Below are 13,993 nucleotides of genomic sequence, written 5' to 3' on the forward strand. Positions count from 1 at the left end.
GCTGCCGGGCATCAAACCACACCTGCCTACCTGCAAATCGGAGCTGCCCGTTGTTTAGAAGCTGCTGCCGTGCTATAACTAGACACTGACCACTTGTTAGCTTACACTGACCAGCAATAATTTGATGCTGACGTGCCCTTCGCGGATGCCGACGAGTGGTATTGAGGTGTGGAGTAGCACCAAAGCAACGACGCCCGCGCTGTGGCGCGGGCCTACGGGCACAGGTTCAGCAGCTGCCCCCTGTAGGATCAGCGTAGGCCGTTGCTTTGCAGGGCGCGCTGGGCGGTGGCGCGGTGGGGGTTGCCGGCGTCCTGGGCAGCTTGCTGCAGGGTAGTGCGGGCTTCTTTCAGCTTGTCCTGCTGCCAGTAGGTGAGGCCGAGGAAGAAGCGGGCCCGGCCGGCCAGCTCGGAGTCGGGCAGGCGGCTGACGCGCTCAAAGTAGCTTTCGGCGTACTCGGGCTTTTCCTGGCGTAGCAGGATGAGGCCGTTGTAGTACAGGAACGTGTCCTGGCCGAGGGCGGTGGTGGGCAGGCGGCGCAGGGTGTGCAGGGCGGCGGGGTAGCTGCCCTGGCGGTACAGGTTCATGCTCTGGGTGAGCAGGGGGCGGCCGTCGGTGACGTTGGTGGGCAGGCCGGGGTCATTCACGTCGTAGTCGCGCCAGGCGCGCTCGGGGGCGGGGCGCTTCGGCCAGAATACCACCAGGGCCGCAATCAGCAAAGCCAGCAACCCGGCCCCGATAAGGCCGAAACGTATCTGCCGCTGCCGCACGCGCTGCCGGATGCGCTGCATGGCGGCCGTGCGCTGGGCCACGCGCCGGTCTAAGGACTCGAGGCGCAGGCGCAGGTTTTCGCGGCCGGCGGCCCAGCGCAGGTCGGCGGCGTACTGCTCGTAGGCCAGGCAGGCCTGCCGTAGCTCCCCGTCGACGAGCAGCTGGGCGTCGAACTCGTCCTGCTCGGCTTCGCTCATGACCGCGTCGGAGGCGCGCTCCACTTCGGGCAGGTGGGCCAGCAGCTCGGCCGTGCCGCCGGCCCCGGCGCGGTTCAGGGCCTCGTAGAGCTTGCGCAGGGCGTCGGATTTCTGGCGCCGGGCCACAGCCGCGTTGGGGTAGCCCAGCTTGCCGGCCAGCGTCTCGAAGTTGGAGCCGCGGAAGTAGAACTGGTGGAGCACCAGCTGGTTGTCGGCGGGCAGCTGCAGCAGGGTGCGCTGCACCAGCTGGCGGCGGGCGGCTTCGGGGGCGGGCAGCGGGGCCTCGTCGGGCAGGGGCGAGTTGGTGGCCCGGGCGGTGAGCTGCTGGCGGGCGGCCCCGTAGAGGTGGGCCTTCAGGTCGGCGGGCCAGCGGCCGAGGCGGCCGTCGTTGGCCTCGTCGTAAAAAGCCAGCAGCAGCTCGCGCAGCACGGCGTGGGCCTGCTCGGGCGGGGTGCCAAACTGCCGCCGCGCCCAGCGGCCGAAAACGTCGCGCTGCTGCGCGTAGAAATCGGTGAGGGGCGTCAGCACGCCGGTGCGCAGGCGGGCCAGTTGTTCCGACAGGTGGTTACTCACGGCGGGAGGCAGAGAAGCAATGAACAATTATCAATGAGCAGCCGCGGGAAGGCGTAGCCAATGAACAAGGCTCATTGCCAGCCCGGGATGCGGCGGGTCCGGCGTCATAACGGCGCGGACGGGCTTACGGTTAGCCGGTAAGGTACAAAGTCGGCCGCAGGCTTCGGTTTCCAGCGCGTCAGGCAAAGCGCGAAGTCGAGACATGACGGCCTGCGTTTGGCTTTCCTCTTTATTCCTTCTTCCTTCCTCATTCCCCGCTGCCTACCTTTGGCGCATGGAAACCACGACCCGTACCCTCGCCCCCGACACCGTTGTGTTTGACCTGATCCGCCAGGAGAAGGAACGTCAGACCCACGGCCTGGAACTCATTGCTTCGGAAAACTTTGTGTCGGAGCAGGTGATGCAGGCGCAGGGCTCCATCCTGACCAATAAATACGCCGAGGGCCTGCCCGGCAAGCGCTACTACGGCGGCTGCGAAATCGTCGACCAGATCGAGCAGCTGGCCATCGACCGGGTGAAGGAGCTGTTTGGCGTGGAGTGGGCCAACGTGCAGCCGCACTCCGGCGCCCAGGCCAACGCGGCCGTGATGCTGGGCATCATCAAGCCCGGCGACAAAATCCTCGGCTTCGACCTGAGCCACGGCGGCCACCTCACGCACGGCTCCCCGGTGAACTTCTCGGGCAAGCTGTACGTGCCCTCGTTCTACGGCGTGGAGCGCGAAACCGGCCTCATCGACTGGGAGAAGGTGAAGGAAACCGCCCGCCGCGAGCAGCCCAAGCTCATCATCTGCGGCGCCTCGGCCTACTCCCGCGACTGGAACTACCAAGCCCTGCGCGAAGCCGCCGACGAGGTGGGCGCCCTGCTGCTGGCCGACATTTCGCACCCGGCTGGCCTCATTGCCAAGGGCCTGCTCAACAACCCGTTTGAGCACTGCCACATCGTGACGACGACCACCCACAAAACCCTGCGCGGCCCCCGCGGCGGCCTCATCATGCTGGGCCGCGACTTCGACAACCCGCTGGGCCTGAAAACGCCCAAGGGCGAAATCCGGCCGATGTCGTCGGTGCTCGACGGGGCGGTGTTCCCCGGCACCCAGGGCGGGCCGCTGGAGCACGTCATCGGCGCCAAGGCCGTGGCCTTCGGCGAGGCGCTGACCGACAACTACGCCGAGTACACCCGCCAGATCATCAAGAACGCCCAGGCGCTGGCCAAGGGCTTCGTGGACCGCGGCTACCAGATCATTTCGGGCGGCACCGACAACCACCTGATGCTCATCGACCTGCGCAGCAAAGGGCTGACCGGCAAGCTGGCCGAAAACACCCTCATCAAGGCCGACATCACCATCAACAAGAACATGGTGCCCTTCGACGACAAGTCGCCTTTCGTCACCTCGGGCATGCGCATCGGCTCGGCCGCCGTGACGACCCGCGGCCTCAAGGAAGCCGACATGGACACGGTGGTGGACCTGATCGACCAGACCCTGATGCACCACGACAACGACTCGCGCATCAGCGAGGTGCGCCGGCAGGTCAACGCCCTGATGAGCGAGCGGCCGTTGTTCGTGGGGTAATGGCTGAATGGTTAAATGGCTAAATGATTGGTCGCTCGGGCGCTGACCAACGAAGATTTGGTCGGGCGGCAAGCTTCCGGTGAGCTTTTATCGTAAGGTTGAACCGTCGACCGGCTCCAACCATTTAGCCATTTGACAATTTGACCATTTAACACATCCTCCCTTTGGAGTCTCCTACTCAAAAATTTCAGCAGAACCGGGCTGCGGCCGAGGGGGCTGAAATGTCCTTTATCGACCACCTGGAGGCGCTGCGCTGGCACATCATCCGGGCGGCCATTGCCATCGTGATTTTCACCCTGGCGGCGTTTCTGGCCAAGGACTTTCTGTTCGGCACCCTGATTCTGGGGCCTTCCCGGGCCGATTTCTGGACCTACCGCATGTTCAACGCCGCGGGCGAGTGGATGGGCGCAGCGGGCCTGCACATGGACAAGCCCACCTTCGACCTGCAGAACCGGCAGATGAGCGGGCAGCTGGCCATGCACATCAGCTCCTCGTTTGTGGTGGGGCTGGTGCTGGGCTTTCCCTACTTGTTCTGGGAGTTGTGGCGCTTCATCAAGCCGGGCCTGTACCCGCACGAGCGGGCCAACTCCCGCGGGGCGGTGTTCTTCGTGTCGGTGCTGTTCATTCTGGGGCTGCTGTTCGGCTACTACATTGCCGCGCCGCTGAGCATCAACTTCCTGGCCTCGTACCAGCTGGATGCTTCCATCGAGAACCAGATTGACCTGCAGAGCTACATCAGCACCCTGACCACCATGACTTTGTCGTGCGCGTTCGTGTTCGAGCTGCCCATGATCGTGTTCTTCCTGGCCAAGGCCGGGCTGGTGACGCCCGAAATCATGCGGCTCTACCGCAAGCACGCCATTGTGGTCATTCTGATTGTTGCGGCCGTCATCACCCCGCCCGATGTGTCGGCCCAGATCATCGTCACCATCCCCATTCTGCTGCTCTACGAGCTAAGCATCCACATTGCCCGCATCGTGCGCCGTAAGGATGTCAGCCGCCTCAACCAGGAGCTGGCCGACAACCAGGGCGTTGCTTAACTGTCAAATGGCTGAATGGTCAAATGGTTAGATGGCTAAATGGTTGATTGTTCTTGAACGACCAGCCATTTGACCATCGAGCCATTTAGCCATTCAAAGAAAGCAGAACGACCAGCCATTTGACCGTTTAACACTCTAACCATTCAACTCCATGACTCCTCTCGCCATCGGCTCCGACCACGCCGGGTTTGCTTACAAGGAACTGCTCAAGCCCTGGCTTACCGAGCAGGGCTACGACGTGAAGGACTTCGGCACTTACTCCGCCGAATCGGCCGACTACCCGGACTTTGCCCACCCGCTGGCCGCGGCCGTGGCCGGGGGCGAGTTTGCGCAGGGCATCCTGATCTGCGGCTCGGCCAACGGCGTGTGCATCACCGCCAACAAGCACCAGGGCGTGCGCGCCGCCATTGCCTGGCTGCCCGAGCTGGCCGCCCTGGCCCGGCAACACAACAACGCCAACGTCATCTGCCTGCCTGCCCGCTACGTGAGCGAGGACGCCGCCCGGCAGATTGCCCACACCTTCCTGACCACCGCTTTCGAAGGCGGCCGCCACCAGACGCGCGTCGGCAAGATTGATGCGTGTTAAATGGCTGGTCGTTCTGCTTTCTTTGAATGGCTAAATGGCTCGATGGTCAAATGGCTGGTCGTTCAAGAACAATCAACCATTTAGCCATCTAACCATTTGACCATTCAGCATACCAGCCAGCCATTTGACCACTGCAAAAGCCCAGAACGACCAGCCATTTAGCCATCCAGCCATTTGACCATCATTTCAGCCTATACACCCGCGGCGTGCTGGTGCGCTCGTAGCGGCCGAAGATGGTGGGCAGCTTGTAGCGCAGCTCGGGCAGCAGGCCGGCCTCGTCGATGAGGTAAGGCGGGGGCTGGGGCAGGTTTTGGGCCAGGCGGAAAACGGCGGCGTACTCGTTGAGGCGGCCGAAGTCGCGCTGGGCCAAGGTCCAGTCGAGGTAGGGCGTGGCGGCGTAGTTCTGGACGTAGGCCCCGCGGCCGCGGCCCAGCACCAGCACCGGCTGACCCTGCAGGGCGGCGTAGCGCGGCTCGGGCCGGGCGGCGTACCGGGCTTCGGCGGGCAGGTGCAGCAGCTCGTCGAGGCCCAGCACCGTGCGGTAGCGCACCGTGACTACCGCCCCCACCACCAGCAGCAGCAGCACCTCGGCTATCCAGACCCGGCGCGTGCGCTGCCACAGGTACAAGCCGAAGTAAGCGGCCGGCGCCAGCAGCACCGCCAGCAGCCCCGGCGCCGCCCCCCGCAGCGCCGCCCCCATAACCAATGCCACGGCCAGCCACACCAGCATCAGCTGCTGAAACTTCACCTGAAACACCAGCCCCAGCGAGGCGGTGAACATGCGCAGCACCCCCAGCAGCACCACCACGCCGGGCAGAATCAGCAGCTGCAGCTGCAGAGTGCGGGGCAGGGCATCGGCGCCGGCGGCCCAGTTCAGCATGGGCTCCAGGTGCAGCTGCCGGAACAGCGGCAGCGCGTCGGTGTAGAGAAAGAAGGTAGCCACCACGGCGTAGGGAAACGCGAAGCCGCAGAGCAGCAGCAGAAAGCTGCGGAAGGTGTTGGCCGCGAAGCTGATAACGGCGAACAAGCCCAGCAGCAGCAGCCAGGCCAGGGGCAGAAAGCACAGCGCCGCCAACCCCAGCAGAAAGCCCGCCCGGAACAGTCGGCTGCTGTCGTAGCCCTCCCGGGAGGTGGGTAGCAGGGAGCTCAGGGCAAACACCACGAACGTCTGCCCAATCAGCAGCGGCGAGAGGGTGTCCAGCTCGGCCGAGGCGCTGGCCAGCAGCACGTAAGTCAGCGCGGCCAGGTAGCCCCGCTCAGGGTGCACGTTGTAGCGGTTGAGCACCTGATTCAGCCGCACGGCCTGCACCAGCACCAGCGCCAGGGCCAGCAGGCGGTACAAAAACCAGGAACGCGGCAGCGCCACGTCGAGCAGGGCGTAGACGGCGGCGGCCAGCGGGGCGGTGTGGTCGTACACCTCGCGGTAGAGCAGGGCCCCGGCGTGCAGCCGCTCCCCCACCAGCCAGCCGCGCAGCTCGGCCAAGCTCAGCGGCACCTCGCCCAGCCAGATCAGCGGCAGGCGCAGCCCCAGGGCCAGCAGAATCAGCAGCACCAAACGAGTGGGCAGCGCGCTTCGGAAAAATTCGAGCAAGCGGGTAGGGTCTTGGGAGCTTGGAGTCTTGGGGGCTTGGGTTGACGACCAGCCCCGCTCGTTCAAAGGTAGCGGGCTGCCCCGCAATGTTTGATGCAGCTGCCAGCCAGCAGCCGGGGCCTGGGCCCATAGTCAGCGCGTTAGCCGTTGCTAAAGGCCGTATAGACTGAGCGGCCCGGATAAAACGAGCTGCCAAACCAAGTCCCCAAGACCCTAAGCTCCCAAGACCCCAAACCCTTACCTTTGCGCATTCTATGGATAGCAAACGACAGCAGAAATTCGCCAGCCTGCTCACTAAAGAGCTGGCCGAGGTGTTCCGGCGCGACGTGCCGCACCTGTTTCCCGGCACGCTGCCGCCCAGCATCACCGCCCTGCGCGTGAGCCCCGACCTCGGGGTGGCCAGCGTGTACCTGAGCGTGCTGCTGGCCCAGAACCCGCAGGAGCAGGTGCAGCTGATTCAGGACCACACCAAGGACATCCGCTTCGCCCTGGCCAAGCGCGTGCGCAACCAGATGCGCGTAGTGCCCGACCTGCGCTTCTTCCTCGACAACTCCGCGGCCTACGCCACGCACATGGACAAGGTCATTTCGGACCTGAACATCCCGCCCGCTCCGCCCGAGGACGACGACAAGCCCCAGCGCCCGCGCCTGTTTTCCGACGAAGACTAAATGGCTTTATGGCTAAATGGTCAAATGGCTGATTGTTCAGTACTGCCAGCACGACCAGCCATTTAACCATTCAACAATTTAACCATCCAGACCCTCCTTGCACTACGACCCGATTAAACGCTCCCTGGGCAACGTGTTTAACCGCACGCCCTGGCTGCGCCGGCTGTTTTATAACCTGCTCGACCTGCTGCTGCTGCGCACCTGGCACGTGCACCGGGAGCTGCGCCAGTGGGCTCAGGGCCGGCGCGACCAGCCCCAGAACATCCTCGATGCCGGCGCCGGCTACGGCCAGTACACCTACTGGCTGTCGGGCCTGAGCGAGAAGTGGCAGATCCTGGCCGTCGACGTGAAGGACGAGCAGGTGGCCGACTCGAACAACTTCTTTCGCCAGATCGGGCGGCGCAACGTGCAGTTTGCGGTGCAGGATTTGGTGCTCTACCAGCAGCCCAACTCCTTCGATCTGGCCCTGAGCATCGACGTGATGGAGCACATCCTGGAGGACGTGGAGGTAATGACCAACCTGCACGCCTCGCTCAAGGACGGCGGTATGCTCATCATCAGTACCCCTTCCGACCAGGGCGGTTCCGACGTACACGGTGCCGACGACGCCTCCTTCATCGAGGAACACGTGCGCGACGGCTACAACATCGACGAAATTCAGCAGAAGCTGCGCAAAGCCGGCTTCGACCGCATCGAGGCCATGTACTCCTACGGCCTGCCCGGGCAGATTTCCTGGCGCCTCTCGATGAAGTGGCCCATCCTGATGCTGGGCGTGTCGAAGGCGTTTTTCATCCTGCTGCCCTTCTACTACCTCGTCGTGTTCCCGCTCTGCCTCGTGCTGAACTGGCTCGACAGCACTACCCGCCACGACTCCGGTACCGGCCTGATTGTGAAGGCCTGGAAATAGCCGGGCCGGCGCGTATCTTGGCCAGCTGAACCCGCGTACCCCTTGTTGCTATGCCTGACCGCCACGACTATTCCGAAATCATTGCTGAAATCCTCATCGAACTGCAACGCCAGCGAGAGGTACAGACGCGCATGTTGGAACGAATGGAGCGTAGCGAAGAACGCATGGACCGCAGCGAAGCCGGCTTCAACAACTTCGCTATTGCCGTGCTTGACCACCTGCAAGGTATCAAGGATGAACTGCGCGACGTGAAAGCGGAGGTCAGCCAGGTCAAGGAAGAAGTCAGCCAGGTCAAAATGGAGGTCAGCCAGGTCAAGGAAGAAGTCAGCCAAGTCAAAGTGGAGGTGAGCCAAGTCAAATTAGAAGTCAGTCAGGTCAAAGACGAGGTGAGCCAGGTCAAAGATGAAGTCAGTGACCTGAAAACAGAGCAGCGTCGGACCACGGCAGCCCTCGAACACTTTGCCGACCACGAAGAGCGCCTGCGCCGCCTCGAAGACTTTATGCGCCGCGCCAGCTAACCCCACGGGCCGCTTGTCCGTTCACAAGCCGACTTTTACCGGTTCAGCCGCACCCCACCTTGAACGTTCCCTTCCTGATAGCCTGGCGCTACTTCCGCTCGAAGAAAAAGCGCAACATCATCAGCATCATCTCCAACATCTCCATGATCGGGGTGGCCGTGGGGACGATGGCGCTGATTATCGTGCTGTCGGTGTTCAACGGGCTCGAAGACCTCGTCCGCTCCCTCTACGGAAAATCCGACCCCGACCTGAAAATTACCGCCGTGCAGGGCAAGTCCTTCCCGGTCGACGCTTTCCTGGTGAACCGCCTGAAGGCGGTGCCGGGCGTGCAGCTCGTCACCGAGGTCATTGAGGACAACGCCCTGCTGCGCTACCACGAGCGGCAGATGGTGGTCAAGCTCAAGGGCGTGTCGGAGAACTACTACCAGCAGAGCGAAATCGACTCGGCCATCGTCGACGGCTCGCACGAGCTGCGCCGCAACGGGGAGGACTTTGCCCTCATCGGGGCCGGCGTGCAGCACGAGCTGAGCATTGCCCTCGAAAACCGCTTTGCCCCGCTGCAGCTGCTGTACCCGCGCAACACGCCGGGCAAGAAAACCCTCTCGATGAACCCCGAAACGGCCTTCAACCAGGAGCCCATCCTGGCCGGCGGCGTGTTTTCCATCGAGCAGCACGTCGACGACAGCTACATCTTCGTTCCCCTGGATTTCGCCCAGCGCCTGCTACGCTACGACAACCGCCGTACCGCCCTGGAGGTGAAAGTGCGCGAAGGCCGCTCCCTCGACGATACCAAATCGGAGCTGAAGCAGGTGCTCGGGCCGCAGTTCAACGTGCTCGACTCCGACGAGCAGCACGTGTCCCTGCTCAAGGCCATCAAGGTGGAGAAGATGTTTGTGTTCATCACCTTCGCCTTCATCCTGCTCATTGCCTCGCTCAACATCTTCTTCTCGCTCTCGATGCTGGTCATCGACAAGCGCAAGGACGTGGCCATTCTGATGGCCATGGGCGCCACGCCCAACATTATCCGACGCGTGTTCCTGATGGAAGGCGCCATCGTGGCCCAGGTGGGCGCCGCGGTGGGGCTGGCCCTGGGTATCAGCATCTGCTGGCTGCAGCAGCGCTTCGGGCTCGTGTCGATGGGCATGGCCACCAGCGTGGTCAACTCCTACCCGGTGAAAATGCAGGCTTCTGATGTGCTGTGGGTGGGCGTGGCCATCGTACTCATTACCATCGCCGTGTCCATCCGGCCGGCGCTGAACGCGCCCCAAATCGACCTGCGCGAGAATCTCTAACTGTTCAGCTGGCCGATTTTAGACCCAGCAAAACGCAACCTTCGGGGGTACTTATTGGTAATTGGGCGAAGCCTGTCTGGTCTTCACCCCATGTAAACCAATGCGTTACGCACTATATATAATTATTATGAGAATTTATTTTACTTTTTCTGAAAAAGATTAGATTTTAGCATTTGTTCCTACATTCGACGTTGCTTTCGATGCTGCTGCCATGAAGGTTTCTACTGCACAGCCCTTTCAAATCGTCTACTCGCTGCTTGCGCACGAGTATCTGGGCTATCTGTTTGAGTCTTATGTCGTACAGCTGAGCCCCAAGGGCCAGCTGACCCTGCAGCACCAGAACGTGTCGGCCATGAACGCGGCCGAGTTTGCCGACGGCCTCGACGAGAAGGACTTCGAGCTGATTGCCCTCACCGACCAGATTCAGCAGGACGCGGTTATCAAGGAATTCTGGCCCAAGAAGATTACCCCGGCCGATTTCTTCCTCAAGCAGTACGACCAGGACAAGGGCGACAAAGCCCTGCAGGAGCGCATCAGCCAGTACGTGCAGCAGCGCATGGGCCAGATTTTGCAGCGGCTGCAGGGCAAGCAGGTCTTCATCATGGGCAAGGACGGGGAGCCGACCTGGAAAGAAATCAGCGTGGCGCCCGAGCCGGCCTCGGTGCTGTTTCACTTCCGCCGCAACCCCGAGAATACCCACTACTTCCCCACCATACAGTACCGCGGGCAGAAGCTGGACTTCCAGCAGCGCGACGCGGTGATGGTGTGCTGCCAGCCCGCCTGGATGCTGCTCGACGGCGTGCTCCACAACTTCCGCAACGAGGTGGACGGCAAAAAGCTGCAGCCCTTCCTGTCGAAGAAGTTCATCATCATTCCGCGGCAGGTGGAGGACAGCTACTACCAGCGCTTCGTGGCGCCCCTGGTGGAGTCGTTCGACGTGCACGCCCGCGGCTTCGATATCCGCTCGGAGCGCTACCAGGCCAAGCCCCACCTCATCTTCTCCGACGTGCCCGCCGCCGGCGGCATCGGCTATGATACGGAGGACACCGGCCGCCGCACCGCCCTGGCCGACAACGGGGAGCAGATTCATTTCGACGTGGCTTTCCAGTACGGCAACCACATCGTGCGCAACCACGACAAGCGCGTGAGCGTGCAGCTGGAAAAGACCTCCGACTCCTACGTGTTCCACCGCCTCATCCGCGACCTGGAAAACGAGCAGGTGTTTATCCAGGAGCTGCAGGACCGGGCGCTGGAAGTGCGCAACGGCCGCGCCGTGCTCGAAAAAGCCACCGCCTTCAAGTGGCTGCACTCGCACGCCGAGGAGCTGGCCCGGCTGGGCTTTACGGTGCAGCAGGGCTCCAATTCGGGCAAGGACTACTTCATCGGCACGGTCACCGTCAACGTCGGCATCACCGAAAACAACGATTGGTTCGACATTCACGGCACGGTGCACTTCGGCGAGTTCGAAATACCCTTCGTGAAGCTGCGGCCCTACATCCTGCAGAAGCGCCACGAGTTCAAGCTCCCGAACGGGCAGATTGCCATCATTCCGGAGGAGTGGTTTACGCAGTATTTGGAGCTGTTTGCCTTTTCGGAGGAGCACCACCACACGCTCACGCTCAAAAAGCACCACGTAGCCCTGGTGTCGGACCTGGAAAACGGCAACCTGGCAACGGTGACCATGTCCAGGAAGCTGGAGAAGCTGCGCGGCTTCGAGGTGGTGGAAGACCGGGCCCTGCCGGCGGGCTTCCAGGGCACGCTGCGGCCCTACCAGCAGGCCGGCTACAACTGGCTCCACTTCGTGCAGGACTACCACTTCGGCGGCTGCCTGGCCGACGACATGGGCCTGGGCAAAGCCCAGCCCCTGCACGCCCGCATCCTGACGCCTACGGGCTGGACCACCATGGGGCAGGTGCGCGTGGGCGACGCAATCATCAACTCCCGGGGTGGCCGCTCCCGCGTGACGGGCGTGTTTCCGCAGGGCGCGAAGGAAATCTTCCGCGTCACGTTTACCGACGGTTCTACGGCCGAATGCTGCGCTGAGCACTTGTGGGCCGTGCGCAGCCCGGTGCAGAAGTACCGCGGGCAGGATTACCAAGTGAAGGAGTTGCAGCAGCTGCAACACGATTTGCACGACCAGCACGGCAACACCAAGTGGTTTGTGCCGCTGGTCGAGCCCGTCGCCTTCACGCCCCAGCCAGTAACCATTGATCCGTACCTGCTGGGCCTGCTGCTGGGTGACGGCTGCTTCCGCCGCCACAGCATTGGGCTGACTACAGCCGACGCGGAAATCGTAGCCTACGCCGCCGACGCGCTGCCGGCGGGCCTGCGCCTGCAAGCCGTAACGCCTGAGTCGTACGACTACAACTTGGTGAAGGCCAGCGGCTGGACCAACGCCCTGATGCAGCACATCAAGGCGCTAGGGCTAAAGGCAACAACGTCGAAAGACAAGTTCGTGCCCGATACCTACCTCTTCAATGATGCGACGGTACGTCTGGCGGTGCTGCAGGGTTTACTGGATTCGGACGGTTACGTCTCGAAAACGGGCGAGGTTTGCCAGTACACCACCGTTTCGCCGGCCTTGGCGGAGGGCGTCACGTTTCTGGTGCAGTCCTTGGGCGGCACGGTACGGCAGGCTAGCAAGGAGCCCAGCTACACGCACCGGGGCGAAAAGCGCCTGGGGCAGCGGGCTTACACGCTGACGCTCAGTCTGCCGCCGCAGGTGGCTCCGTTCCGGCTTGGGCGCAAGGCGGCGCTGTACCGGCCCAAGACCAAGTACCAGCCTTACCGCGGCATCAGGGCCGTGGAAAGCCTTGGCACTATGCCTGCCCAGTGCATCAGCGTAGACGCTCCTGACCGGCTGTACGTGACCGACAACTTTGTGCTGACCCACAACACCATTCAGACGCTGGCCATGCTCATGCAGCGCAAGGAGAGTGGCGCGGCGGCCGGGGCGGCTTCGCTGCTGGTGATGCCCACTTCGCTGGTGTACAACTGGCTGAACGAGGCCCTCAAGTTTACGCCCAGCCTGCGGGTGCTGACGTACACCGGCACCTACCGCGACAAAAACGTGGAGCAGTTTGCCGACTACGACCTGATTCTGACCTCGTACGGCATCGTGCGCCTCGACGCGGAGCTGCTCAAGACCTATAAGTTCGACTACGTCATCCTCGACGAGTCGCAGGCCATCAAGAACCCCTCGTCGACCACGTCGCAGGCGGTGCGGCACCTGCACAGCCGGCACCGGCTGATTCTGACCGGTACCCCGGTGGAAAACAGCACGATGGACCTTTGGTCGCAGATGTCGTTTATCAATCCCGGGCTGCTCGGCTCGCAGACGTTCTTCCGTAAGGAGTTTCTCAAGCCCATCGAGAAGGAGAAGGACGAGGTGAAGACGCGCCGCCTGCACGCGCTCATCAAGCCCTTTATCCTGCGCCGCCACAAGGCCCAGGTGGCTACCGAGCTGCCCGAGAAGATTGAGAATCTGAGCTACTGCCGCATGACCGAGGAGCAGCAGAGCTGCTACGAGGAAACCAAGAGCTACTACCGCAACAAGATTCTGCAGAGCATCGAGGAGCACGGCACGGCCAGCACCCAGTTTATGCTGCTGCAGGGCCTTACCAAGCTGCGCCAGATTGCCAACCACCCCCGCATGGCCGACGAGTGCTACGAGGCCGAGTCGGGCAAGCTGCGCGAGGTGGTGCGCATGATTCGCAACGTGGTATCGGAGGGGCACAAGGTGCTGGTGTTTAGCCAGTTCGTGAAGCACCTGGAAATCGTGCGCGAGGCCCTGGACGACAAGCAGATCGAGTACGCCTACCTCGACGGCAACACCCGCGACCGGCAGAAGGAAGTGGCGCGCTTCCAGGAAACGGAGGATTTGCGCGTGTTCCTCATCAGCCTGAAAGCCGGCGGCGTGGGCCTGAACCTCACGGCGGCCGACTACGTGTTCATCCTCGACCCCTGGTGGAACCCCGCGGTGGAAGCCCAGGCCGTGGACCGCGCCCACCGCATCGGGCAGCAGCGCACGGTGTTTACCTACAAGTTCATCACCAAGGGCACGGTGGAGGAGAAAATTCTGGCCCTGCAGAACCGCAAGATTCAGCTCGTGTCGGATTTGATAACCACCGACGAGGCCATCATCAAGACGCTGACCAAAGAGGATATCGAGGAGCTGCTGGGCTAAGGCCCAATCTGACAAAGGCCGCCGTTCGAACGGCTGTAAAACTGCGCCGGCTGCGTGCGTAACGGTTTGAACGCCAGAAGTTGTGAAGCTTCTGGCG

Annotated in this window: 10 protein-coding genes; 8 read left to right on the plus strand and 2 right to left on the minus strand. The window is 62.6% G+C overall.

Annotation, left to right across the window (positions count from 1 at the left end; genetic code table 11):
* Positions 1 to 248: 248 nt before the first annotated feature.
* Positions 249 to 1,538, minus strand: a complete 1,290-nt coding sequence (locus EJV47_RS15880) for a tetratricopeptide repeat protein (protein WP_126694156.1) — start codon at positions 1,536 to 1,538, stop codon at positions 249 to 251.
* A gap of 274 nt (positions 1,539 to 1,812) precedes the next feature.
* Between EJV47_RS15880 and EJV47_RS15885 the strand changes: the two genes are divergently transcribed.
* The 3 genes from EJV47_RS15885 (at position 1,813) to rpiB (ending at position 4,734) form a co-directional block, all read left to right on the plus strand.
* Positions 1,813 to 3,108 (plus strand): serine hydroxymethyltransferase, encoded by a 1,296-nt coding sequence (locus EJV47_RS15885; RefSeq protein WP_126694157.1) that lies wholly within the window; start codon positions 1,813 to 1,815, stop codon positions 3,106 to 3,108.
* Between the two features lie 221 nt (positions 3,109 to 3,329).
* The gene (gene tatC, locus EJV47_RS15890) at positions 3,330 to 4,148 is read left to right on the plus strand and encodes a twin-arginine translocase subunit TatC (RefSeq protein ID WP_126694330.1); all 819 of its coding nucleotides are present in this window, start codon (positions 3,330 to 3,332) and stop codon (positions 4,146 to 4,148) included.
* A gap of 151 nt (positions 4,149 to 4,299) precedes the next feature.
* Positions 4,300 to 4,734: a ribose 5-phosphate isomerase B gene (gene rpiB, locus EJV47_RS15895; protein ID WP_126694158.1), complete on the plus strand. Its 435-nt coding sequence runs from the start codon at positions 4,300 to 4,302 to the stop codon at positions 4,732 to 4,734.
* A 181-nt stretch (positions 4,735 to 4,915) separates the two neighbouring features.
* Here the strand turns inward: rpiB and EJV47_RS15900 are convergent, their stop codons facing one another.
* Complete coding sequence (locus tag EJV47_RS15900; RefSeq protein WP_126694159.1) at positions 4,916 to 6,325, minus strand: hypothetical protein; 1,410 nt, start codon at positions 6,323 to 6,325, stop codon at positions 4,916 to 4,918.
* Positions 6,326 to 6,579: 254 nt separating this feature from the next.
* On the opposite strand from EJV47_RS15900, the gene EJV47_RS15905 reads away from it, so the two are divergent.
* The 5 genes from EJV47_RS15905 to EJV47_RS15925 all read left to right on the plus strand — a co-directional run bounded on the left by EJV47_RS15905 (position 6,580) and on the right by EJV47_RS15925 (position 13,896).
* Complete coding sequence (locus EJV47_RS15905; protein ID WP_126694160.1) at positions 6,580 to 6,993, plus strand: ribosome-binding factor A; 414 nt, start codon at positions 6,580 to 6,582, stop codon at positions 6,991 to 6,993.
* Between the two features lie 97 nt (positions 6,994 to 7,090).
* On the plus strand, positions 7,091 to 7,900 hold the full coding sequence (locus tag EJV47_RS15910) for a class I SAM-dependent methyltransferase (protein WP_126694161.1): 810 nt from the start codon (positions 7,091 to 7,093) through the stop codon (positions 7,898 to 7,900).
* Positions 7,901 to 7,950: 50 nt separating this feature from the next.
* The gene (locus tag EJV47_RS15915; protein ID WP_126694162.1) at positions 7,951 to 8,418 is read left to right on the plus strand and encodes a hypothetical protein; all 468 of its coding nucleotides are present in this window, start codon (positions 7,951 to 7,953) and stop codon (positions 8,416 to 8,418) included.
* Positions 8,419 to 8,477: 59 nt separating this feature from the next.
* Positions 8,478 to 9,710 (plus strand): ABC transporter permease, encoded by a 1,233-nt coding sequence (locus tag EJV47_RS15920; protein ID WP_126694163.1) that lies wholly within the window; start codon positions 8,478 to 8,480, stop codon positions 9,708 to 9,710.
* 211 nt (positions 9,711 to 9,921) lie between these two features.
* The gene (locus tag EJV47_RS15925) at positions 9,922 to 13,896 is read left to right on the plus strand and encodes an SNF2-related protein (RefSeq protein ID WP_126694164.1); all 3,975 of its coding nucleotides are present in this window, start codon (positions 9,922 to 9,924) and stop codon (positions 13,894 to 13,896) included.
* Positions 13,897 to 13,993: the final 97 nt, after the last annotated feature.

Source organism: Hymenobacter gummosus, from assembly GCF_003970915.1.
Lineage (GTDB): Bacteria > Bacteroidota > Bacteroidia > Cytophagales > Hymenobacteraceae > Solirubrum > Solirubrum gummosum.